At 38.3% G+C, this 24,149-nt stretch carries 16 protein-coding genes; 2 read left to right on the top strand and 14 right to left on the bottom strand.

Translation table 11 applies throughout. The annotated features are described in order from the left end of the window. Positions 1-8: 8 nt before the first annotated feature. Positions 9-1,337 (top strand): PTS sugar transporter subunit IIC, encoded by a 1,329-nt coding sequence (locus tag ACE025_RS02725; RefSeq protein ID WP_485937231.1) that lies wholly within the window; start codon positions 9-11, stop codon positions 1,335-1,337. Positions 1,338-1,392: 55 nt separating this feature from the next. Here ACE025_RS02725 and ACE025_RS02720 read toward each other — a convergent pair whose 3' ends face one another. The 14 genes from ACE025_RS02720 to xylA all read right to left on the bottom strand — a co-directional run bounded on the left by ACE025_RS02720 (position 1,393) and on the right by xylA (position 22,825). After that, complete coding sequence (locus tag ACE025_RS02720) at positions 1,393-3,393, bottom strand: beta-galactosidase (protein WP_485937474.1); 2,001 nt, start codon at positions 3,391-3,393, stop codon at positions 1,393-1,395. Positions 3,394-3,439: 46 nt separating this feature from the next. Then, positions 3,440-5,752, bottom strand: coding sequence for an alpha-xylosidase (gene yicI / locus ACE025_RS02715; RefSeq protein WP_485937229.1), 2,313 nt, complete (start codon positions 5,750-5,752; stop codon positions 3,440-3,442). Beyond that, complete coding sequence (locus ACE025_RS02710) at positions 5,749-7,245, bottom strand: glycoside hydrolase family 1 protein (protein ID WP_485937227.1); 1,497 nt, start codon at positions 7,243-7,245, stop codon at positions 5,749-5,751. Before ACE025_RS02710 ends, yicI begins: the two co-directional genes overlap by 4 nt. Before the next feature lie 14 nt (positions 7,246-7,259). Then, positions 7,260-8,150, bottom strand: coding sequence for an ROK family protein (locus ACE025_RS02705; RefSeq protein ID WP_485937225.1), 891 nt, complete (start codon positions 8,148-8,150; stop codon positions 7,260-7,262). Positions 8,151-8,308: 158 nt separating this feature from the next. After that, entirely contained in the window at positions 8,309-9,976 is a 1,668-nt protein-coding gene (locus ACE025_RS02700; RefSeq protein WP_485937223.1) for an ABC transporter substrate-binding protein, read from the bottom strand. 52 nt (positions 9,977-10,028) lie between these two features. After that, on the bottom strand, positions 10,029-10,979 hold the full coding sequence (locus ACE025_RS02695; RefSeq protein WP_485937221.1) for a carbohydrate ABC transporter permease: 951 nt from the start codon (positions 10,977-10,979) through the stop codon (positions 10,029-10,031). Between the two features lie 16 nt (positions 10,980-10,995). Then, a complete protein-coding gene (locus tag ACE025_RS02690; RefSeq protein ID WP_485937219.1) occupies positions 10,996-11,970 on the bottom strand; it encodes an ABC transporter permease in 975 nt (324 codons plus the stop codon). A gap of 139 nt (positions 11,971-12,109) precedes the next feature. Continuing rightward, a complete protein-coding gene (locus ACE025_RS02685; RefSeq protein ID WP_485937217.1) occupies positions 12,110-13,465 on the bottom strand; it encodes a DUF4340 domain-containing protein in 1,356 nt (451 codons plus the stop codon). Positions 13,466-13,474: 9 nt separating this feature from the next. After that, positions 13,475-14,149 (bottom strand): YesL family protein, encoded by a 675-nt coding sequence (locus tag ACE025_RS02680; protein WP_485937215.1) that lies wholly within the window; start codon positions 14,147-14,149, stop codon positions 13,475-13,477. After that, positions 14,146-15,672, bottom strand: coding sequence for a response regulator (locus tag ACE025_RS02675; RefSeq protein WP_485937213.1), 1,527 nt, complete (start codon positions 15,670-15,672; stop codon positions 14,146-14,148). The genes ACE025_RS02680 and ACE025_RS02675 overlap by 4 nt, the downstream gene beginning before the upstream one ends. Further along, positions 15,673-17,472, bottom strand: coding sequence for a sensor histidine kinase (locus ACE025_RS02670; protein ID WP_485937210.1), 1,800 nt, complete (start codon positions 17,470-17,472; stop codon positions 15,673-15,675). Beyond that, entirely contained in the window at positions 17,450-19,732 is a 2,283-nt protein-coding gene (locus tag ACE025_RS02665) for a glycosyl hydrolase family 95 catalytic domain-containing protein (protein ID WP_485937208.1), read from the bottom strand. The genes ACE025_RS02670 and ACE025_RS02665 overlap by 23 nt, the downstream gene beginning before the upstream one ends. A gap of 268 nt (positions 19,733-20,000) precedes the next feature. Next, positions 20,001-21,491, bottom strand: coding sequence for a xylulokinase (gene xylB / locus ACE025_RS02660; RefSeq protein WP_485937206.1), 1,491 nt, complete (start codon positions 21,489-21,491; stop codon positions 20,001-20,003). A gap of 23 nt (positions 21,492-21,514) precedes the next feature. Beyond that, positions 21,515-22,825, bottom strand: a complete 1,311-nt coding sequence (xylA, locus tag ACE025_RS02655; RefSeq protein ID WP_485937204.1) for a xylose isomerase — start codon at positions 22,823-22,825, stop codon at positions 21,515-21,517. A 164-nt stretch (positions 22,826-22,989) separates the two neighbouring features. Here xylA and ACE025_RS02650 point away from each other — a divergent pair. Beyond that, the coding region (locus tag ACE025_RS02650; RefSeq protein ID WP_485937202.1) for an ROK family protein at positions 22,990-24,149 on the top strand (1,160 nt) is incomplete at its 3' end.

Raw genomic sequence — 24,149 nt, 5'->3', positions numbered from 1 at the left:
CTATTACAATGAATGATTCATCTGAAAAAATGTCTTTTTTAGATAGATTCGCAATGTTTGCTGCTAAATTAGGAAATCAACTTCATCTTCGTTCTTTGCGTGATGCTTTTGCTGTATTGATGCCGCTGTTCATTTTAGCTGGGGTCGCCGTACTCGTAAACAACGTTGTATTTCCATGGTTTTTTGAAGGAGATATACTTGTTGTTGCTCAAACTTGGGGAAATACGATAACGAATGGGACGTTGAATATCGCAGGTTTATTGATTGCTCCGATGATTGCTTATAATTTATCTAGAAACAGAGATTTTCCTAACCCTATCGCTTCTGCTGCTGTAGCTATTTCGGCATTAGTAATCATGATGCCTACTTCTGTATCTGTTGCTCCAAATGGTTCAGAGGAAATGATCGAAGTTTCTAATATTTTGACCTATGGAAACTTAGGAACAACTGGCATGTTTGCAGGAATTATCATTGGATTAATAGCTACAGAATTATTTATCGCGTTATCTGGCTTTAAACGATTGCAATTAAATTTAGGGGAGAATGTTCCTCCTCAAGTTGGAAAATCTTTCAGCACGATGATTCCTGTTATTTTAGTCCTTTCATTATTTGGTATTATCGGTCTTGTACTGACGGTACTTTTTCAAACAGATTTGATCACATTGATTTCAACCTTGATCCAAGAACCGCTAAGAGCCGTCAACACTAGTTTATTAGGTACTATTTTGATCTACAGTACAGGGAATTTCCTCTTCACTTTAGGGATCCATCAAACTGTTATCAATGGTGCATTACTAGATCCTTTTCTCTTGACCAATATGAATGAAAATATGTTGGCTTATTCTAATGGAACTGAAATTCCTCATATCATCAATAGTTCGTTTATGTCAACTTTTTCTTTAATTGGAGGTACTGGTAGCACGATTACTTTGCTGATTGCCATCTTTGCTTTAAGCAAGCAAAAACAATCCAGAGACTTAGCTAAGTTAGCTACTGCTCCAGGTCTCTTCAACATCAACGAACCCATCATCTTTGGTTATCCAATCGTTTTTAACCTGCCGATGATGATTCCATTTGTTTTGGTTCCTGCTGTCAGCATTGTCGTTGCCTACTTTGCTACCACCTTAGGATTTATGGATCGTACCGTTGTTTACACTCCATGGACCACTCCTCCATTGATCAGTGCGTACCTCGCTACGGCTGGAGATTGGAGAGCTGTTATCGTTCAAATCCTCATTATTGTAATGGGTGTCTTCATTTATATACCGTTCATGAAAATCAGTGAACGTGTTGCTCGTATCACTGCCGAAAAACAACGGGAAGAAGCCAATAAATAATCAATGAATAACCCTCACTATCAAAGTTTCGATAGTGAGGGTTATTCTTTTCGCTTTACTTTTTAGTATAGATTCGAACTCCAAAAGGTTCTAGCACCAGTTCTTCGCTGCCTTCATCAGAAGTCAATAATTCTTGATAATCTTCAAATGGAACAGTAACAGTTTTTTCTTCTTCTGTATGGTTCATAACGAAAACGTACTCTTTCTCTTCTTTGATCCGGCTTGTGATCTCAACACCTTCAGGTTGAACTCCAAATCCAGTGATTCCTTTGGATTCTAATAAGTGATCAATGAGCTCTTGAAGCATCTCTTGTTCTGGAAGAGTAGCTACATACCAAGCTTCCCCTTTTCCAAAGCTGTTTTTCGTGATAGCAGGCATCCCTTTATAGAAATCACTAGAGAAATGCGCTACTGCTTCTGCACCTTCTAGATGCAGTAAATCACATAACATTCGGCATTCGTAGGAATTTTTGTTCCATTCACCTTTAACACATTCAATGGTGTTTCTCTTTTCGGGTGCTAATGCATCCACTTCTTCGACCCAGATTCCTAATAACTTTCTCAAAGGACCTGGATAACCGCCAAGATGTACATTGTCGCTTTGATCGACGATTCCGCTCATATACGTGGTTAAGAATGTTCCGCCATTTTCTACGAACTGCTCAATTTTTTCAGCGACTCCTTCTTTGACCATGTACAATACTGGTGCTAAGACGACGTCATATTTTTCAAAGTCTGCGTCTAATGGAATCATATCAACGGCCACATTGTTTTTGTACAGCGTTTCATAATAACGTTGGATTTGATCCACATAATACAAATCGACTGTAGGTCCACTAGTATATTCTAGTGCCCAATAGTTGTCCCAATCAAATAAGATTCCTACTCTAGCTTTCGTTTCAGCACCAATTAATGTATCTCCTAATTGAGCCAGTTCTTTTCCTAACTCAGCTGTTTCGCGGAAAACACGCGTGGCTTCATGACCAACATGTTCGATTACAGCTCCATGGAACTTTTCAGTCGCTCCTTTAGAGCGGCGCATTTGGAAAAATTGAATCGTATCAGCTCCATGAGCGATCGTTTGGTAGCTTTGTGCACGCATTTTACCAGGTCGTTTTAAAGAGTTATACGGCTGCCAGTTTTGTTGGCTTGGCGTTTGTTCCATCAACATGAAGGACTGTCCGTTTTTCAACCCCCTCATCAAATCATGGTTCATAGCTGTGTGGCTTAATGGCGTATTGTGGCTTGGGTAATTATCCCATGAAACGATGTCCATTTCTTTTGCCCATTTGAAATAATCTAGTGGTTTATAAGCTCCCATTAAGTTCGTAGTGACGGGAGTTATCTCGTCATAGTGCCGTATCTCTTCTCTTTCCATCACAAAATTGGCCAATAGACTATCGGAATTAAAGCGACGGTAATCAATCGATAGACCGGCAAATGCTGCGGCTGTATCGCTGATTCCATCTCCTAAATAATTTGGTGGAATAATATCTTCCCAGTCATACAAACGATGTCCCCAGAACGTCATATTCCAAGCTTCATTAACTGTATCGATCGTTTTGTATTTGTCTTTGACCCATACTCTAAACGCTTTAGCGCAGTTGTCACAATAACATTCACCGCTGTATTCGTTTGAGATATGCCATACTTTGACATTTGGATGATCTCCATAGCGTTCAGCTAACTTGGAGACTAGTTTTTGAGCAAATAGTCTAAAGTTCGGACTATTCGGACAATGATTGTGACGGTGTCCAAAATGATGTTTTTGCCCTTCAAAATCTACTCGAGTCACATCAGGGTATTTTCTGCACATCCAAGCAGGCAAAGCTGCTGTGGATGTACCCAATACGATATCGTAATTTTCTGTTGTCAGCATCTCAATGATTTCATCTAATTCACTAAAATCATATTCATTTTCAGAAGGTTGCAAATTAGCCCATGAAAAAACGTTGATAGTAGCAGTATTGATTGATGCCTTTTTGAAGATACGCATATCTTCATCCCAGATTTCTCTAGGCCATTGTTCTGGATTGTAATCTCCGCCGTACAACATGCGGTCGAATAATTTTTTTGCCACTGATTATCCCCCTAAGAAAAGTTTATCGTTTGATTGTGATCGTTTTTTGAGTGGTTGAAACAATCGTTCCTTGTGTAGTCTCTTTGATTTCTCCACCTGATGCTTCAGAGACACTTGCTACATTGTGCAAGACGATACGGTATTCATTTAGTCCACTTGTTTGAACTTCTAATGTATCTTGGTTTCTAGTCACTGTGATGGTGGCCACTTCTTGTCCTTGAGTATCGCAAATATTTTCAAAAACAGATTTTCCGTCTTCGATTTCAAACACGTGGATCGCAACGTTTTCAGCATAGTCGTACTCTGCTTTATCGTCTGTAGAACCTTCAATCAAGATACTGTTAGGTCTTACTAATAATGGAAGCGACATGTAATCATGAACTTGATGGTACCATCTTCCGCCTTCCAATACTTCGTTAGTCAAATAGTTCGTCCAGCGACCGTTCGGCACATAAAAATCAACTTCTCCGCGGTCGTTAAAGATTGGCGCAACTAATAAGTTTTCTCCTAGCATGTACTGTCTATCTAATGTATGAGTAGCTAAGTCTTCTGGGAATTCCAGAACCATAGACCGCATCATTGGTACACCGTCAGATGACGTTTTAACGGCTTGAGATAATAAGTAAGGCATCAAGCTTAATTTTAATTTAGTAAACTTGCGCGTCACTTCTACAGCTTCTTCTCCATACAACCAAGGAACCTTGTACTCTTTACTTCCATGATAGCGGCTATGTGAAGACAATAGTCCAAACTGAGTCCAGCGTTTATACAAATCAGGGTTTGAACCTTCTTCAAATCCTGCAATATCATGACTCCAATAACCAAATCCGCTCATCCCGAAAGACAATCCTGCACGTAATGATTCTGCCATTGACGGGTAATCTGATGTGCAATCTCCGCCCCAGTGTACCGGGAATTTCTGACCACCGGCTGTAGCAGAACGGGCAAATACTACCGCTTCATTTTCACCGCGTTTTTCTTTCAATAAATCAAACACAACTTGGTTATATACTTGAGCATAGTAATTGTGCATGCGTTCTGGATCAGAACCGTCATAGTAAACAGCATCTGTTGGGATACGTTCACCAAAGTCTGTTTTGAACGAATCGACCCCCATGTCAATCAGTTCTGTTAATTTTCCGCGGTACCATTCGACAGCTTGTGGATTTGTGAAGTCAATAACCGCTAATCCGGCTTGCCATCTATCCCATTGCCATACATCTCCGTTTGGACGTTTTAAGAAGTAGCCATGTTCCATTCCTTCATCGAACATCACTGATTTTTGCGCAACATACGGATTGATCCAAACACAGATCTTCAACCCTTTTTCTTTCAATCGCTGCAGCATTTTTTTAGGTTCTGGGAACATGCGTTTATCCCAAGTAAAGTTGACCCATTCAAATTCTTCCATCCATAAACAGTCAAAATGGAAAACTTCTAGAGGGATGTCTCTTTCAATCATTCCATCCACAAAGCTGTTTACTGTTTCTTCATCATAATCTGTTAAGAAAGAAGTGCTCAACCATAATCCAAATGACCATGCTGGAGGCATTGCCGGTTTTCCAGTTAAATCAGTGTAATTAGTCAATACATCTTTCATTGTATCTCCAGCAATGATGAAATATTCCATTGTTTCTCCTGGAACACTGAATTGTACACGCGATACTTTTTCACTTGCCACTTCATAACTCACTTTTTGCGGTGAATTGACAAATACACCATAGCCGCGGTTGCTCATATAAAACGGAATATTTTTATATGCTTGTTCTGTTCCCGTTCCGCCATCAGCATTCCACATGTCAACTGTTTGTCCATTTTTTACAAAAGATGTAAAACGCTCACCTAGACCGTAGATCAATTCTCCAACGTTTAAAGATAATTGTTCACTGATATACGCTGTGTTTTCGTCTTTATTCGTGATATATGCTTGGCTTCTAGGCTCGCTTGTCGTCAATACTTTACCGTCTTTTTTGAAAGTGATTTTGTAAGGATCTTCGTGAGAAACAATCGCTTCCAGATTCCCGCTGATCAAGCTGCTTGACCCATCAGCACTTTCAATCGAAACTGCTGGGTTGTTCGGATACAGTTCAAAATTCGGTCCGTGATTTATTTGACCTTTATGATGATACAATTTCACGCCAATAATGTTTTCTCTTGGAGAAGATAATTCTACCGTCAACATTCCGCCGTCTAATGTTGCCCCTTTGTCTCCAATGTAACGGAATGGAGCGTATAGGGTTAACTTGTTTTCTGATGCTCTTGTTGTATAAACATGAGCCGGATAATTTACTTCAAAGCCTTCTTTTACTAACCATCCACCATCTAAAAATTTCATTTCTGCACCTCGCTGTAGTTTTCAGTTAAATTTTTTCCATTTGTTTGAATCAAATCTTTGTACCAGTAAAAGCTCTTTTTCGGGATACGTTCCAATTCTTTTTCGTCTTCATTGTCTCGATCGACATATACAAACCCATACCGTTTCTTGTAGCCGTTCAACCAGCTTAATAAGTCTGTAAAGGACCATGCACAATACCCGATTATCGGGACTCCATCTGTTATGGCTTTTTGCATTTCAAGGATGTGTTCCTTTAAGTAATCGATCCGGTAATCGTCTTCGATCGTTCTTTCTTCTGTCAACTCATCTATAGCACCCAAGCCGTTTTCTGTAATAAATATCGGCAAGTCATAGCGAGCGTAGACTTTACGAAGAGCAACTCTGAATCCGACGGGATCAATTTCCCATCCCCAATCGGTCTTTTTCAAATAAGGATTGCTGACGGACTGGAACATTGGGATTTCAGGGCTTTTTGACTGTTCTTCTTTTGGCTGCATCAAGTAAGGATCTGTTGCAGAAAAAGATTTATTTTCAGTATGTGCTGCATTTTCTTTGTTATCGATCATATTTTCTCTGGCTGTTCCCCCATGGTAATAGTTGATGCCTAGGAAATCTGGTTTAGCTGATTGCAACAATGCTTCATCTTCAGGAAGAACAGTTGGAGCAACACCTAATTTTTCCAGTTGTTTAAAGGTGAATACTGGGTACTTGCCTTTACAATAAACGTCCAACCACCAGCTGTTGTTGAAGTCATCGCCATTTTCAGCAGCTAAAACATCTGCTGGATTCGCTGTTAAAGGATACATCGGCCCATATCCAAAACTTGGCCCGATCAGACCATTTGGAACCCGTTCTTTAAACGACCGAATAGCTTCTGCATTAGCTAAATTAATAACATGGTTGGCTTCGAACATTCTTTTCACGTCTGATGTGTTTGGCGGATGACTCTCCCAACGATACCCCATCGCAGTAAAGACATTTTGTTCGTTGAATGTCACCCAATATTTAACCTTTTCTCCAAATCGGTCATACAATACTTCACAGTATTTTTTAAAGAACCCGACCAATTTTCTGGATTCCCAACCGCCATATTTTTCTTGCAGCGCTAAAGGTAAGTCCCAATGGTATAGGGTCAATACAGGCTCAATATTGTGGTGAATCAACTCATCGATCAAATCTGCATAAAACTGTATCCCTGCTTCATTCACTTCCCCTTCTCCATCTGGAATGATTCTGGACCAAGCTACAGAAAATCGGTAAGCTTTCATTCCTATATCTGCCATCAATTGCACATCTTCTTTATAACGATGATAATGATCTACAGCTACGTCTCCGTTTGTTCCTTGAACGGTTTTATTGGGGATCTTAGAAAATTCATCCCATATCGAAGGTCCTTTTCCGTCTTCAGCATATGCTCCTTCAATTTGGTAAGCTGCTGAAGCTGCTCCCCATAAAAATTGCTTTGGAAATTCGTCTAATTGTTGGTGATGCATAATTTACCCCTTTCTTAGTTTTTTATCGTTTCTGGTTCTTGTAAGAGACAATACAACGCTCCAAGTAAACCAGCATTGTTTTTATGTGCACAAATCTCTATCGGAACTCCAAAATCTTGCCAATGGATATTTTGCTGTACTGCATCCATGATCATTGGAAGCAGCAGAGGATCAGCGCTTATGCCTCCTCCAATTAAAATTTTTTCAGGGTTCATAAAGGTTGCGATATTGAAAATGGCTACCGCAATATTTTCTGTCCATTTTTTGACGACCCGTTCAACAGCTTCATCTTGACGCATCTGCATCATGATTTCTTTTCCATTGATCGTTTCGTCTTTTCCAAAGTGATCTTGATAACTTTGAACTAATGCTGTCGTAGAAGCCAATTCGTGCAACGTTTGGTTAGGGTTTACAGAGTGATTTATCCGCATCATGCCAAATTCACCTGATTTAAATTGGCTGCCATGAATCAATTGATCGTTTACCATGATGGCTCCACCGATTCCTGTTCCAATAGTCAGTAAGATAACATCTTTATTTTCAACCGCTTTCCCGTTTAATTTTTCAGCAAGCAATGCACAATTCGCATCATTTTCAATCGTAACTGGGTAAGGAACAGACTCTCTTAAAGCTTCTAATATATTTTCTCCATATAAACTGTAAATGGCACCTGCTGTGACCGATACGCCAACTGTCGGATCAACAACCCCCGGCATGCTTACTCCGATACCGTTTACTTCATATAATTTCTCGTACCGTGTAATGATCTGCAGCAAAGAAGATACGAACAATTCTTTATTTTCATGCACAGTCGGCAAAACGTCTTGTGTAAGAATATTTCCATTTTCTTCAACTACTGCATGTTTCACAAAAGTACCGCCTATATCAAAACAAATATAATTCAATCATCTTCCCCCTTATTTCATATTAAAAATGGAAAGTAGCCGCATAAAATGTCTATGCAAGTACTTTCCATTCGTTTTCTCTCAACCTTAGGAATGTATGGACATCTTGGTTACAAGGAATGATTCATAATTGAACATTAAATCATTCAATGATTTTTTTATTCTTCGCCCCATAATTCTAGACGTTGATGAGTTAAGTCAGTCATTTCAGCATTCGCTTTCTCAATACCCATATCCAGTAATCCTTGTTGCATTTCTTCCCAAATCGCATCAAAGTCTTCAGGACTTGCCAAGATAGCTTCTGTTACTTTCTGAGTTGTGTAGTCGTCTGCTTCAGTTTGGATGATGGCTACATCACTGCTTGAAGGCAATACATACTCATATGCTTTACCATGTCTAGGTGTTTCTAATTCTTCTGGACTAGGGAATGTATCTACCCATAGGTCAACCCCATAAGCTTCCAGAGCTTCTTTATCTGCATCAGTATAGTTGGCAACGACATCTTCACGAGTTGAACGAGTGATTGATTGTCCATTAGAATCTACTGCGCCTGTTCCCCAAGATGGGAATGGCCAAATGTATGCTCCAATACCGGACTCAACGTTGTAATTCGCATTTGTATTTGAGTTTTCGCGATCTTCTTCCGTTTGAACGCGTTTGCCATCTACCATTTCATAGTTGACGCCTTCAACTCCCCAGTTCACTAAGATTTGAGCTTCTTCTGAAGCCATCCAGTCTAAGAAATCAAATGCTTCCTCTTGGTGTTCTGAAGTAGAGGTGATTGAAATACCTGTTGTTCCTGTAAATCCATAATCTGCAGTACTTTGAGAAACATATTCTTCACCTAAAGTAGTAGGAAGCGGTGCCCACAAACTTTCATCTTTACCTTCTTGTTTTAAAGCAGCTACAGCAGACATGTAATTCCAGTCTTGATCAGCTAATCCCAGTACTTGCCCAGATGATAGTTTTGCAATATAAGTATCATAGGTTTGTGTAAAAGATTCTGGGTCCAATAAACCGATATCATTCATATGGTTCATCCATTTAAAGTATTCTTTTAATTCAGGCAATTGGAATTTGTATACAGTTTCTCCCGTCTCATTATCAACGTCCCATTGTCCATTACTTTGTAGTCCAGCAGCTTGAATCGCAGGATCTCCTACAGTGATCAACCAACGCCAGTCACTTCCTAATAAACTCAATCCGATATGTTCTTTACCATCTTCAGTAGTTGGATTTTCAGCTATATAATTAGTTAAAGCTTTTTCATAATCTTCCAATGTTTTGATTTCTGGATAACCTTGTTGTTTAAGAACTTTCAAAGCAATTTGGTTCGTTCCGCTTGTAACATTATAAGTATTCGTTACTCCGCCGGTTCCTAAATGATAGATTTGAGGATCTTCTAGACTATTTCTTAGACGATCCATTTGATCTCCATATAATTTTTTAAGATTGTCTCCGCGTTCTTCGATCATATCATCTAAAGGAACCAGAGCGCCTGCGTCAATCATTTTATTGATATCGCCTTTAGCAAAAATCATATCGGGATAATCACCACTAGCAATCATTAAAGGAACCGCTTGTTCATCTCCACCAACTGGATGTGAGATTTCAAGTTTGATACCTGTTTCTTCCGTGATTTTTTCTGCTACAGGGTTTGTAAACGGATCATCTTGCGTTAAATCTGCACTAAAGAACGTCAGTGTTAACGGTTCTCCGTCTGCTCCACCTCCGCCTTCAGTAGCATTGCTTTCACCATTTCCGCAAGCCGCTAATAATAATCCTCCTGTTAACATTAATGAAGCAACAATTTTCTTCATTTTCATTACTAAACCTCCCAATTTTTCTTTTTTTTTTTATTTTTATCACCAAAGGAAATTAACTTTTTACTGCTCCAAGTGTCAATCCGGATACGAAATACTTTTGCAAGAACGGATACACTAATAAGATTGGAACGGTCGCAATAACTGTTACCGCCATTTTGATTGATTCCGGTGTCGTTTTTCTAGACAGCATTTGTTGGCTGTTGATTCCATTAACATCGTTAGAAGTCATAGAACTAGCATTATCCATAATCTTCATCAACTCATATTGCAATGTTGTCAAATCTGCGTTTGATCTTGCATACAAATATGTGTCAAACCAGCTGTTCCATTGGCCAACTGCAACAAACAGTGCTACAGTAGCTAAAACCGGCATACACAACGGCATAATAATTTTTAAGAATATCGTAAAATCACTAGCACCATCGATTTTCGCTGATTCTTCTAAAGCATCCGGCAGATCATCGATGAAAGAGCGGATGATAATGACGTTAAATGCACTTAATAAACTAGGTATGATATAGACAGCAAAGTTGTTGATCAACCCTAGTTCTTTAATAACTAAAAACGAAGGGATCAAACCACCGCTGACGTACATTGTGAGCGTTAACATTATAGTGATTGGCTTTCTAAAGACAAATTGTTTTCTGCTGATGACATAAGCCAATACAGCACATGAAAATGTACTTAGAATTGTTCCGATAATTGTTCTCAATACTGAGTTCTGAAAAGCCATGATCAAATTCCCATTAGAGGAAAAAACTTCTTGGAAATTCGCTAAAGTAAAGATTCGAGGAAAGATATACAAACCACCTCTAGCTGTATCTGTTGCGTCATTTAACGAAATAGCCAAGACGTTTAAGAACGGATACAGTGTTACCACTAAAACAACCAGCATAAAGGCTGCCAGCACGTAGTCTGTTTTTGTAGCTTTTTTGATTCTTCTCTTCTTTTTTTTCGTTATTAATTTTGGTTCTGCTTTTACTTCCGTTACATTTAATTCCACTAAGTTCCTCTCCTTTCTAGATCAATCCACCTTGACCAGTTTTCTTCGCGATACTGTTGAATGTGACGATTAAAAATACACTGACGATAGACTTGAATATACCGATTGCTGTACCAAATGAATAACGGAACATTCCAATACCATAATCTAACGCATATTTTTCAATTACTAATGCTTTATCTGCTACAATATTGTTTCCTAACAACATTTGCTTTTCAAAACCAATATTGATCAAGTTCCCGATATTCAGAATCATAAGCACAACAATAATCGGTTTGATCGCCGGCAAGGTGATGTTGACGATTTTTTCCCACCTGTTGGCTCCGTCAACTTCAGCTGCTTCGTACATCTCTTGGTCTACGCTTGTCATAGCCGCAAGATAAATAATAGCGTTCCATCCAGTCTCTTTCCAAACATCTGCTCCTGTTATAATTCCCCAGAAGCTGTTTGGATTAGCCAAGAAGTTGATTGGCGCATCGATCAAATTTAAATTCATTAAAAGTTCATTTGCAATTCCGCTGATAGAAAGAGTTTGAGTAACGATATTCGCTACAACTACCCAAGAAACAAAGTGAGGAAGATAAGAAACGGTTTGAGTTAGTTTTTTGAAACGCGTAAAACGCATCTCGTTCAAAGCCAAAGCGAATGTAATCGCTGATATTGTTCCAAAAACCAGTCCCAAAGTTCCCATCCCGAGAGTGTTTTTTAATGCAGCGTAGAAAAGAGGCTGTTGGAATAAATCAATAAAATGTTTAAACCCTATCCATTCAGATCCAAAAAATCCATTTTGCGGTTTGTAATCCTGAAAAGCAATGACCCACCCAACTAATGGCGTATATGCAAAAACTGCTAACCAAGCTACAAACGGCAGGGACATTAAAATCAATACTTTTTGCTCTTTGATTTTTTTCCAAGTGATTTTTGTTTTAGTCTTTTTGAATGCAGGTTGTTTCACTTCCTTTGCAGCTTCAACTGCCTTTAAACTTTCCATTCTATCTCCTCCTATTGTGCTATTTCCTATGTCTTAATAATAGTTGATACCGCTTTCAAAAAATACCCTAAAAAAAAGACATCGTACCTGTAAAAATTAGCTTTCAATTAATAGGGGCTATTTTTACAGGTATTTGTCTTTACTTTTCAGTCAAAAGCGCTACTTGCTGCAACATAGTTTCTAACTGGGCGACAGATGTAGTAAATTCAGCTGTATCATTTTTAATGACTGCAAATTCTCCATCTTGATACGGAATAAAACGAATCTGATTCGTCAAAACATTTCCATTGTCTTTAAAAGTATAGAGGATACTGATTTCTCCCTCTACTTCTTCCTCAGGAACACGATAGTCTTGCAGTTCCTCTTCGTAAGAAAGCATCGCTAAGTGTTGATAGGTTTTTCTAAAGGAATCTGTACTCACTTGTTTTCCGTTCACGAAGATATCTGATGCAATTTCTAACTCGTCCTCTTCCCCATCAACGACTTCATGTTCAGCTTCAATCACTGTTTTTTCGTCCTCAGCTTGTATTTCTACAGACTCAATGGCAGTCAAGGGCAGTAACGAAATAAAATTATCCACTAATTTCGCTGGCTCCAGAGACAACTGTTCGATCAAAACATTTGGGACTTGATAAACAGAATGGTCGCTTTCTTTTTTGACATAAGTATATTCCGTTGATTCTACCTTACTTCCAATCAAAATCGTTTCTTGTTTTTCTTTTCCCGTCAAATCGATTCGAACAGGAGAAGAGAATGCCTCAGTGTCAACCGTCTCTACTTTTTTCCCTTTTAATGTTGTCAAAGAAGCCAATACCTGCTGCATTTGATTATACTCCACCGAAAACTCTGTTTGCAGATCAGAATGGAAAAACCAGCCGCTGATAAATGGAGCGGTCTCTACTTCTGAAAGAGCGGTCTCTTGATTCAATACAAACCAAGTATCTTTAGTTTTATACCCAATTTCTGTCAACTCTTTTCCTACTAGTTCAATCGGCTCCTGCACCATGATAGAAGAAAATTGTTTTAATTCCATTGGAAAATTCGTTAGTTGGTAAACTGAATCTTCTTGATCAATCGCAAAAATTTTCTCATTTCCAGTTTTTACAAACTGGAGTGTTTTCTCTTCATTGTCTCCATTAACTAAAGCTGCTGTAAAAAAAGCCGTTTCTTTTAATAGTGTTTGCGCTTCTGTTTGATCGACTTTTGTTCCTGTCAGTTGCACCAACCCGGTCATTAATTGATTGGTTGCATTTTGATCAACAGGTTCTTCACTGCTTGATTTCCATCCATTTGAAGTGTAGTTTAATTCAACTTCTTCTTCACCTGTTAATACAGCTTCTGTCAAATTGGTGTATTCTTGGAATAAAGTGATCGCTCTAGCGCTGGTGGATTCTTCTGTTGGTGCTATTACAGAATCATCTGTACATCCTGCTAAAAAAAGTCCAATCAGTAAAAAAAACCGTATTTTATACTTATAAGATACTTTCATTTTCATTTCATCCCTCTAACTTTCTGTAGAAAATTGATGGTTCAAGTAGCTTAAAATCGAATCGTTCTGTTTCATCACAAAATAGCAGCTTATTGAAAAAGCAAAAAGAAACATTTCACTAGGATAAGCATATAGAATGATCCCAAACGAAAGAATCGTCATCAAGTTCAAACATTGTCCTAAGAAAAATTTCCCCCAAGTGTAAAAAGAAATAATGTACAAGCTTTTCAATTTCACTTCAAATGTAATCAAAATTGGAAATCCTGCTAACGAGACTGCTAAATTGATCAGTAAAGCAATTCCAAAAGCAACAGCAATGATCGTTTGACCTCTTTCTATAAAGTACAAGACGTCTACTAAAAAAACCGTTCCGATAGCCAATTGAAGCAGCCAAAATTTTAACGTGATTCCTAGATTCAATTTATAACCGTAAATATAATCTCCAACTGGCCGCAACTCTTTTTCTTGCCACAACTTTTTCATCACATAACACATAGCACTGATGCTGAACCCCATAGGTATCAACGATATGCTGTACACTAAAATATTGGACAGACTAAGCGGAAACAGAAATAAGACCATTAAGAACAGCGCGTTTGATAAAAGAAACAACAGATTGGTCATTAAAAAATAATATACGTATTTCAGTATTTTATATAAAAGTGAATCTAGAATACTTTTTTCTTTCATGTTTTATCGCCTTCTTTTACATCAATGTATTGTTTTTGATAGCTTTTTGGACTCATTCCGACTAATTTTTTAAACTTCTTGTAGAAGTAATCTGCATTGGTATAGCCTACACGATCTGAGATCTCATAAATCAAGTATTGACCTTCCCGCAATAACTTCTTAGCCTTTTCAATTCTCACTTCATCTAAGAAAGTTCGATAACTTTTTTGTTTTTGAGCTTTGAATTTTTTGCCTAAGTAAGAATGACTGTAATTCAATTTTTTGCCTAAATATTGTAAAGTCAGATCCTCATCATACTGTTTGTATGTAATTTGGATGATATCCTCTACCACATCTTTTTTCTCGTTTTTAGCGTAAAACATTCTGCCCATGTCTTTAAAGACTTCTTTGAGAAAATCAAATGTGTCGTACAAAGATTTATTAGACCAAATAACAGAGACTACTTTGTTTTTTTCACTTTCTTTTAAAGGCTTGTCCAACTCATCTTCTATCGTTTCGAAATAATAACTGCACAGATTAGATAAGTCAGCTTTTATCATATTGACGTTCCACGTATTTTTTTGATAATAATGAAACAGCTGCTCTAAATAAGTTGTTATTTTAGCAGCTTGACCCGCTATGGTAGCTTGCAATAAGTTTGCTCTCAATTCAGTTTTATCCAAAACAAAAGTACTGTTTTTTTTCTCTGCTTCATCTGCAAGTATTTGATAAGACAAGATAGCCAATTGTGGGAACAAGTATTGTTTGTTTTCCAGCTCCTTGACTTCATTGTATAGACGCCTCAAATCTTTCACCGAGGAAGCCCGTTCGCTAAGAACAAACACAGTTTTTGAGTGACGTTGGTTTATTTCTTTTTCCAATGCAGAGACTAAACTGTTAACAGTCATAACGGTCTCATCACAGATCAAGGCGAACAAAGCATTCGAATGACTAAAGATAAACGTGTTTTTCGGCAAATTATATTTCATAATTTCTATCATTTGATTTTGATCGATTTCTGAAGTGTGAAAGAAGCATCCGATAAGTTGATAAAAATCATACGACAGAAATACTTCCAAGTTGTCATTGTATTGTCCTCTTATGATATAGGTTTTGACCAGCGAAGAAAGCGAGTAATCTTGATATTCTTCTATTTGTTTTTTCTTTTTGATCTCTTCGCTGATCTTAGATAAAGATCGAATCAGCTCATCTTCATCGATCGGTTTCAGTAAATACGATAACATTCCTAATTCAATCGCTTCTTGGGCATAAGTAAAATCCGAATGTCCTGAAAGAATCACACATTCGCAGTCGAACCCTTCTTTTCTGGCTTGCCGAATCATTTCGATACCATTGATCTCGGGCATCCGAATATCAGTAACGACCAAATCCGGCTGCAGCGCACGAATCTTTTCCAGCCCATCTTTTCCATTTTCTGCTGTATCTACAATTTGATAACCATACTTTTCCCATTCGATAATCCACTCTAATCCTTCACGTACAATGGGTTCATCATCTACAATCAACACTTTATACATGGACATTTATTCTCCTTTATTTTCCTTGATTTCTTTTAATGGCAGTGTGATGGTAATGGTTGTTCCTTCATTTTCTTTACTGTCGATTCTGACTCCATGATCTGGTCCATAATACTGTTTGATTCTTAAATTAACATTGCTTAGTCCTATCCGGTCACTGTCTTTTGCTTCTATGAGCATTTCTTGAAGATTCTTCAGCTTTTCTTCAGATATCCCTATTCCATTATCTTGAATCAATAAGATCAAATCTTCATCAGACTTGCTGGCAGCAATGCGAATCTCTCCTTTTCCAGCTTTAGGCTCAATCCCGTGCACAAACGAATTCTCCACCAGCGGCTGCAGAACCATCGGAAGAATCGAGTAATCTTCATCGAACTCTTTCGTGATCGTGTAAGATATACGTTCGCCAAATCTCAGTTTTTGAATTTGAAGATACATTTCTATGAACTTCAATTCATCCGTCAAGCTTTGTTCATCATGGTTTCTTTCTAAAGCTTTCCGCATCAATTTGCTGAGGATCTTAACAATTTCAGCTACTTCTCTGTCACTGTTGCGCAAAGCTTTCATACGGATCATTTCTAACGTATTGTATAAAAAATGGGGATTGATTTGACTAGCCAGCAACTTAAATTCTGATTCTTTTTTCTGGATCTCCCAGTTTTGTTTGCTCAATTGATGCGAATAGTTATTTTCAATCAACTGTTGCAAGCTTTCCATTGTCAAATACAATTGTTCATACACATCTGTGATTTCGTCTGTTCCTTCGATCGTACTTGGAATGGAAAAATCCCCATGAGCCACTTTTGTCATAGCATCTTGCAATCTTAAAATACGTTCATTGAAACGCCAGATAAAGGTATACAACAGCAGCAAAGTGATCGCAAATACGATAGCTACAACTAGATAGGCGTTACTAAGAACTTGATTTGCTTCTGCTAAGATCGTGTTCGTCGGCACCAGACCAATAACTTTCATTTGCGAATTAAGAATTTTAGGAATCTCGATTTTCCGAATATTTAAATTGACGGGTCCATTATTGACTTCTTCTTGGGCCGTTATACTGTTTTCATCTGATACTTTTTTTAATTTAACGATACTTTCATATGGCTCATAGCTCACCATGATATTCTCAGTTTTTGGATAATTAAATATAGGTGTTTCATCGTTCAAAGTGATAAATACCGGACTGGTGGAATTCGATAGAATACTGCTGATTTTTTGTTTCGACATCGCAACTGTCAAAACGCCAAGAAACTGATTACCGTCATAGACAGAACGTGTCAAGTAAAGAAGCGTTTGCTGAGTGATCGGATCTTTCATGAACTCCCACGTAAATCGCCCTTTCTTTTCTACCGCTATTTGATACCACTCTTCTTTCTCTATTTCTTCAGTTGTCGGAAATAAACCTAAACTGCTGCGCAATGTTTCATTTTCGACAAAGAATCGAATATTGGCCAATTCGTCATAATACTTTAAGTAATCCGAGAACATTTCGTAGTTCTGATAATCTCTGAATATATCATAGTCGCTTGTATATTCTGTTTCTAAAATACTGCGCAACTCTTGATCTTGGTACAGCCAATCAGAGATCAAGATCACATTCGACATAGCTTCGAATAAATCGCTTTCAATTTTCTCGGTATTTTGTTCGATTTCTTTTGTTTTTGTTTCTATCAAATTCTCTCTTAATTCAATCGATAGGTAATACCCTACTAAAACGATTGGAATCAGCAGCACGATAACATACATACTCAGTAATTTAAGCTGTATTGTCGATTTTCGTTTAGTAAATAGTTTCCTTTTCATATTGATCTTCCTCAATCCGAATGGTTACTTGCGTTATCGTATCTGCTGTTAATTTTACCGTTTGTTTCGGATGGTGTACAGTTTTCTTTTTAAATTCCATTCGAGTTTCAGCCAAACTCAGGACAATGTTTGTATTTTCGATACAAGTCATGTCCAATTTTGCCCAACCTTCATGCAGATCCCATTCAAATCGATCTACAGTAATTCCTTTCGGCAATTTGATCCCTTTTAATACACCTTTTTGCAACCATTCAGGTACGGCTTTAAACAGTACTAAACCTTCATCTTGCTGCCAATAAATAAGCGAATCATGAATCAGCCTTGGAATGGCACCATTTGAATCAATGTTGAAGACTTCTTGCTTGTTATAATGCGATGTTACTAATGAATCATAAAAACTATGATTTACGATCAGTTCATTCAGCGATGCTGAAAAATCGTCTGGACGTTCAAGTGTGATAGCAATCATGGCTGCATGCATTCTGCCGTGTGAAGAACTATTTTCTTGTTCTTCATTCAGCAACCAGGACTCCAATTTTTTATCGTAAGTCTTTTGGGCAGCATGCCACAACTCTGGATCATTCGATTGAGTAATCTCTCGACTTTCAAATACTGGATAAAACTGTGAAAAATGGCGATGATTGAAATTTTCTTCTTTCGATGAATCTATCCATTCTTTTAGAATGCCATCTTTATTCAATTGATAATCAGGCAGCTTTTTCAGCATAGTGCTGTATTTCCCAGGAATCTTTTTTTCTAAAACAACGTAAGCTTTCATAAGATTTGTCAGTGTTTCTTTCAAAACAGCTACATCCATCGTAGCGTTGTTCCCCATACCATTTTCTGCTGAATAAGAGGGTTGGAAAAGCCATTTCCCCTGTGAATCTTCTGCTAGAAAATCTTCATAAAACAAAATCGTCTGTTCAAAAAAAGGTACAGCTTCTTGTTCTAAGAAAATTTTATCTTGAGTGTACTCATAATACTCATGATAGTAATGTGCCAACCAACCAGCTCCAGCTGTCCAAAATACTAAAGGCCATTCGTGGTTCCAATGCACATGTTTGCCAGTCGTACTAGCATGAGGCGGTACAAAATATCCACTGCAACCGTAATACGCCATTGCATTAGCTTCAAAGTCTTTATAATACGTTTTTAATTTATTGAATACACCTTCAAGAGATGAAAACAGCCCCAATCCTGCTAATGAAGAGATAGCTAGTTGTACATTTGTATCAAAGGTATAATCTGAACTCCAAGCAGGCGTAAAGCTGCCTGTCCAGATTCCTTGAAGGTTAGGGATGGAAGTACCTGTCGAAGATAATAGAACGTAACGGCTGGCATCGTACAGTTTTTCGTATAATACTGACGGCACAGTGCTCTCCAATTCCATTTCTTCCAATAAGCTTTCTATACTGCGCTTTCTTTCTTCTGGCGCTGCCAGATCAAAAGCTATTCTATTGAACAGCTCTGCATGTAGTTGAACGTGTTCCTGTAATTGCTCTTCAAATGACTGAATGTCTAAAGATTGATTGATTCCGATCACTACTTCCAAAACAGTCATTTTTTCAATCACTACCGAAGAATCTTGGTTGTACTGTACACCATCAGTTACAACAGCGACCGTTGTCTGGTAACCTGATCCATCCACATAACGATTTGTTTGAACGAACTGTTCATCAATACACCGAGTTTCTTGCTGCAATTTTTCTTCTTTAAAGTCCACTACATCAAGTAACAGACTAATTGGTTTACTGGCTGTGTACCTCACATGGATCATACTTGTCTTACGAGAAACAAATACTTCTTTTTGAATTTGTTTGTGGGTCGTTGTTTCGTGCACCTCATCAATGATTCCTTTTTCGTAATCGATCATCCGGCTAAAGGAACCTGTTTTGACCTCTTGGTCTTCATACAACAGAGTCATGTCGACTTGAACAGCAGGATGAAAAGGATCGCTCATGGTTAAACCTTCATAGCCTCTTTTTTCTGCTTCTTGCTCATAAAACTCAATACCTTCTTGATAACCTTTTTCTTTGATGATCGAGCGTACTGTTTCAAATTCTTCGCCCAAATGAGGCAGGTCTGTCATATTATTGCCTTTGAGAAAAAAGTCATGATGATTCCCGATCAGTTTTGTTTCTGACGGAGCACCATATACCATAACCCCAACAATTCCATTACCAGCGACGTACGCATTTTCCCATATGTTTCCATAATTTTTACTCCATATCCCTCTTTCAGGACGATTTTTTTTAGTCATAAGCAACCTCCAATTTGAATAAGACACTTGAAATCTCTCAACCTTAGTGTAAGCGTTTTAACAAAAAGTTATGAGGTCATTTTTAGCTTTTTTAGGGTAATTATTCGCACTTTTTCAAAATACAGAGTCAAAGTGTGATTTTTTACTAGTTTTTTTGGTGTTACAGTTTTTTTAAAGTGACTTCCTAAACCAATATTTTTCTAAAGACGCTTTTGACCCAATATAAAAAACAACGGACATAGTCTACATCCGTTGTTTTTTATATTGATCAGTTAGATAGTGGAGTGAATAATGATTTTGTTGCTGGATAAATGTCTTGGTATTTCTTATGCAGCAAACGGTAACGCTCAGCCGTTTGGGGATTTGGTTCATATGTTTCTTTAAAATCCACCCAATCGTTAGCACAATTGGCTACCGTATCGTACCAGCCAGCTCCAACTGCAGCTAACATGGTTGCCCCTTGAGCAGGTCCTTGTTCCGTTTCTAAAATGACGACTTTCGCATTAAAAATATCTGCTTGCATTTGCAGCCAGTCTTTATTATTAGCCCCACCGCCGACAGAAACAACTTGTTCAAATTGTTTACCTGTATATTGTTCCATCAATAATTGAGAGTCTTTTAAAGAAAAAGTAATACCTTCCAAAACAGCTTTAGCAAAATGCTTCAATGTATGGTGGACGTCCATTCCAATAAAGCTTCCTCTGACTTGACTATCGGTATATGGAGTTCTCTCTCCTGCTATATAAGGAGTGAAAAATAATCCATCTGATCCAGCTGCAATTTCATCGATTCCAGATAACAATTCCTCATATGACGATTCTTTGGCAAACGTCTTTTTGAACCAGTTCAAGCTGTGTCCTGCTGCTAACGTTACTCCCATTGAGTAATACTTTTCTGGTTCTGCATGATTGAAGTAATGCAAATGACCTTCATAGTTTTTTGTGCCGTTCGGTTCATAGGCTAAAAAGACTCCTGATGTTCCAATACTAGACATAGCTGTATTGTCATGGACGATTCCAGCTCCGATCGCAGCACAAGCATTATCTGCCCCGCCTGCAATAACTTTCACAGCATTTTCAAGTCCCAATTCTTCTGCTATTTCTTGTTTGACTGTTCCGATGCAATCGATTGAACGAACCAGTGGCGGACAGCTTGTTGCTGGGATATCAAATGCTTCTAAAATATCTGGGCTCCAAATCTTATTGGTCACATCCAATAACAATGTTCCAGCTGCATCTGAATATTCCATTTGCTGATTGCCAGTCAGCCAATAGCCTAAATAATCTTTTGGCAATAAGAATCGAGCCACTTGATCCCATATTTCGGGCTCATGTTCTTTTACCCATAGCAGTTTAGGCAAGGTAAATCCTTCTAACGCTTTATTTTTAGTGATCTCGATTAAACGCGCTCCCATTTGATCCATAATGGTTGCACATTGAACAGTTGTCCGAACGTCATTCCACAGAATCGCATTCCTCAATACAGCTCCTGTTTGATCTAAAAGTACTAAACTGTGCATTTGACCTGAAAAACTGATCGCTTCGATTTGTCCAGCAGCATCAGGAATCTCTGTAATGATATCTTTGATGACTATTTTAGCAGCTTTGATCCAGTCTGACGGCCGTTGTTCACTGTATCCTGGCTGTGTGCTGATCAAATCATATTCACTGGTCTTCGTCGCAATGATTGAACCTTCTCGATTCATCAAGAGTCCTTTTAAAGAGCCTGTTCCTAAATCTAACCCCAGTACATAACTCATTCGTTTTGCCTCCAGTAAGTTTCTTAATAAATGTAGTCGTTTAATTGTGCTTTGACGAATTCAATGTGAGAAGATGTGTTCTCAATTTTTTCTAAGCCTAAAGCGTAATCGGTCAAGGACTTCAAGTCTACTTTGTCAGACACGATCTCAGCTCCAATGCCTTCTTTGTAAGATGCGTAACGTTCCTCTTTCAATTGGTCGAAGAAGCCGTCTTCTTTCAATCTAGCCGCTGCTTTCAATCCGCGAGCAAAGGTATCCATTCCAGCGATATGAGCAATGAACAAGTCGTCCATTTCAAATGAAGTCCGGCGAACTTTAGCGTCAAAGTTGATCCCGCCTGGCTCGATACCTCCATTTTCTAAGACTTCATACATCGCTAAAGTCACACTGTATAAATCCGTTGGGAATTCATCTGTATCCCAGCCCAATAAAGGATCGCCTTGGTTGGCATCTAATGAGCCTAAGGCATCATAGTTACGCGCGACATTCATTTCATGTTCAAAGGTATGTCCTGCCAATGTAGCGTGGTTGGCCTCCAAGTTTAATTTGAAGCGGTCAGTCAAGTCGTATTTTTGCAAGAACGCCATGCTGGTCGCTGCATCGAAATCGTATTGGTGTTTCATCGGTTCTTTTGGTTTAGGTTCCAATAAGAAAGTCAAATCTTCGTGTCCGATCTCGTTAGAGTAATCGATCGCCATATGATATAAGCGCGCGATGTTTTCTTCTTCCAATTTCATGTCGGTGTTGATCAAGTTTTCGTAGCCTTCACGTCCGCCCCAGAAAACAAAGTTTTTTCCGTTCAGTTTTTTACTGATATCGATACCTTTTTTGACTTGCGCTGCAGAAACGGCGAACACATCGGCATTCGAACTAGAAGCTGCCCCATGAACATAAATAGGGTTGGAATGACGGTCAGCTGTGTTCCATAACAATTTGATGCCGGTTTGGTCCATTTTTTCTTTGATCAAGTCGACGATTTCATCTAAGTTTTTAAAGAACGTTTCTAAGGAGTCGCCATAAGGCGCCACATCCATGTCGTGGAAACAGAAGTAATCCACGCCTAGTTTTTCGAAGAACTCAAAAGCTGCTTCCACACGGTTTTTAGCCGTTTCCATTTCATCGTCTGCCAGCCAATCGCGTTGGTTGACGGCTTTACCAAATGGATCTGAACCATCTTGTGTAAACGTATGCCAGTAAGCAACTGAGAAACGCATGTGTTCTTTCATTGTTTTTCCCATGATCACTTCTTCTGGATTGTAATGACGAAACGCTAACGGATTCTTTGATGTTGGACCTTCGTATTGGATTTTTTCGATTGATGGAAAATATGACATGATATAGCCTCCTGTATGATAAATGTTTTAGTTGTTTTTAGTTTGTTTGTTAGATAAACTAACTATACACATAGAATAAGGCACTTTCTCGATTTTGTCAACGCTTTCATAAAAATATATTTGATTTATTTGTTATACTAATTTAAGAACAATGAGGTGATGAAATGATTACAGACCGCTATACTTTACGCGAGAATAATGAACAACTGGTATTAGCAACTTTGATTGAAGAAAAATCTATTTCCAGAGCACAGATTTCTAAAATGACCGGCTTAAATAAAGCTTCGGTTTCCGATATTGCTAATAAGCTTATCGAAAATCAATTCATCCATGAGGTTGGCAGCGGAGAAAGTACCACTAGTGGAGGAAGAAAACCGATTTTATTGCAACTCAACAAACTTGCTGCTTTAACTCTGACGATTGATTTAGGGTATGATTACGTGTCTTATTTGGTGACTTATCTGAACGGCGAAGTGTTGAAGAAAGAGACTCTCTCTATACAAGTAGATAAATCCTCTTGTATAGAAGTGATCCAAAATATTTATCAAGAGCAACGTACAGTAGCAGCGGAAAGTCCTTATGGTATTACCAGTCTTTCTATTGCTGTCCATGGAATCGTATCTGATAACCGTATTGTCTTTACTCCTTATTACGACTTGGATGAGATCGATCTTTACAGTGTTTTGAGCGACCTCATCCCGGTTCCCATTCACATCGAGAATGAGGCAAATCTTTCCGCTTTAGCAGAAAAAACCTTTTCTACTACTGTCTCCAACCTCGTCAGCATCAGTGTTCACAGTGGAGTCGGAGCTGGCATCATCATAAACAATGAACTGTACCATGGACGAGATGGACGTAGTGGAGAAATCGGGCATACGATTCTTTATCCTCATGGTAAACATTGCCCTTGTGGAAACCAAGGGTGTTTGGAACAATACAGTTCGCAAAAAGCTCTTCTGTCTGCATTTCAAGAGGCTAAAAAAGACGATCAACTGACTTTGTATGACTTGATCACGGCTTATTCTATTGGTGATAACATAGCCAATGAATTGATACAAAATTTTGCTTTATATTTAAGCATTGGGATCAACAATGTTATTGCCAGCTATGGTCCAGAAAAAATTTATCTTCATTCTACTTTAGTAGATGAAATTCCTAAGTTGCTTTCAATTATTCAAAAACATATCGCCAGTTCTTTCAGTATTTCTGTCCCCATAGAAAATTCTTCTTTACAAGAGAGTGCTGTTTTATTGGGAGGAGCTGCTTCAGCCATTCAAGGCTTTTTCAATTTGACTTCCCTCTATTTGGGACCGAACAAAATGAT

It is taken from the genome of Desemzia sp. AGC72 (assembly GCF_057334175.1).
Note: the sequence above shows the minus strand (reverse complement) of the source record. Positions and strands in the feature narration are given on the sequence as shown.

Excerpts from the sequence above, each read along its gene's own strand:
- ACE025_RS02725 (WP_485937231.1), top strand. The coding sequence starts at position 9 with ATGAATGATTCATCTGAAAAAATGTCTTTTTTAGATAGATTCGCAATG.
- ACE025_RS02720 (WP_485937474.1), bottom strand. The coding sequence starts at position 3,393 with ATGTTGTACGGCGGAGATTACAATCCAGAACAATGGCCTAGAGAAATC.
- yicI (WP_485937229.1), bottom strand. The coding sequence starts at position 5,752 with ATGAAATTTTTAGATGGTGGATGGTTAGTAAAAGAAGGCTTTGAAGTA.
- ACE025_RS02710 (WP_485937227.1), bottom strand. The coding sequence starts at position 7,245 with ATGCATCACCAACAATTAGACGAATTTCCAAAGCAATTTTTATGGGGA.
- ACE025_RS02700 (WP_485937223.1), bottom strand. The coding sequence starts at position 9,976 with ATGAAAATGAAGAAAATTGTTGCTTCATTAATGTTAACAGGAGGATTA.
- ACE025_RS02690 (WP_485937219.1), bottom strand. The coding sequence starts at position 11,970 with ATGGAAAGTTTAAAGGCAGTTGAAGCTGCAAAGGAAGTGAAACAACCT.
- ACE025_RS02685 (WP_485937217.1), bottom strand. The coding sequence starts at position 13,465 with ATGAAAATGAAAGTATCTTATAAGTATAAAATACGGTTTTTTTTACTG.
- ACE025_RS02680 (WP_485937215.1), bottom strand. The coding sequence starts at position 14,149 with ATGAAAGAAAAAAGTATTCTAGATTCACTTTTATATAAAATACTGAAA.
- ACE025_RS02675 (WP_485937213.1), bottom strand. The coding sequence starts at position 15,672 with ATGTCCATGTATAAAGTGTTGATTGTAGATGATGAACCCATTGTACGT.
- ACE025_RS02670 (WP_485937210.1), bottom strand. The coding sequence starts at position 17,472 with ATGAAAAGGAAACTATTTACTAAACGAAAATCGACAATACAGCTTAAA.
- ACE025_RS02665 (WP_485937208.1), bottom strand. The coding sequence starts at position 19,732 with ATGACTAAAAAAAATCGTCCTGAAAGAGGGATATGGAGTAAAAATTAT.
- xylB (WP_485937206.1), bottom strand. The coding sequence starts at position 21,491 with ATGAGTTATGTACTGGGGTTAGATTTAGGAACAGGCTCTTTAAAAGGA.
- xylA (WP_485937204.1), bottom strand. The coding sequence starts at position 22,825 with ATGTCATATTTTCCATCAATCGAAAAAATCCAATACGAAGGTCCAACA.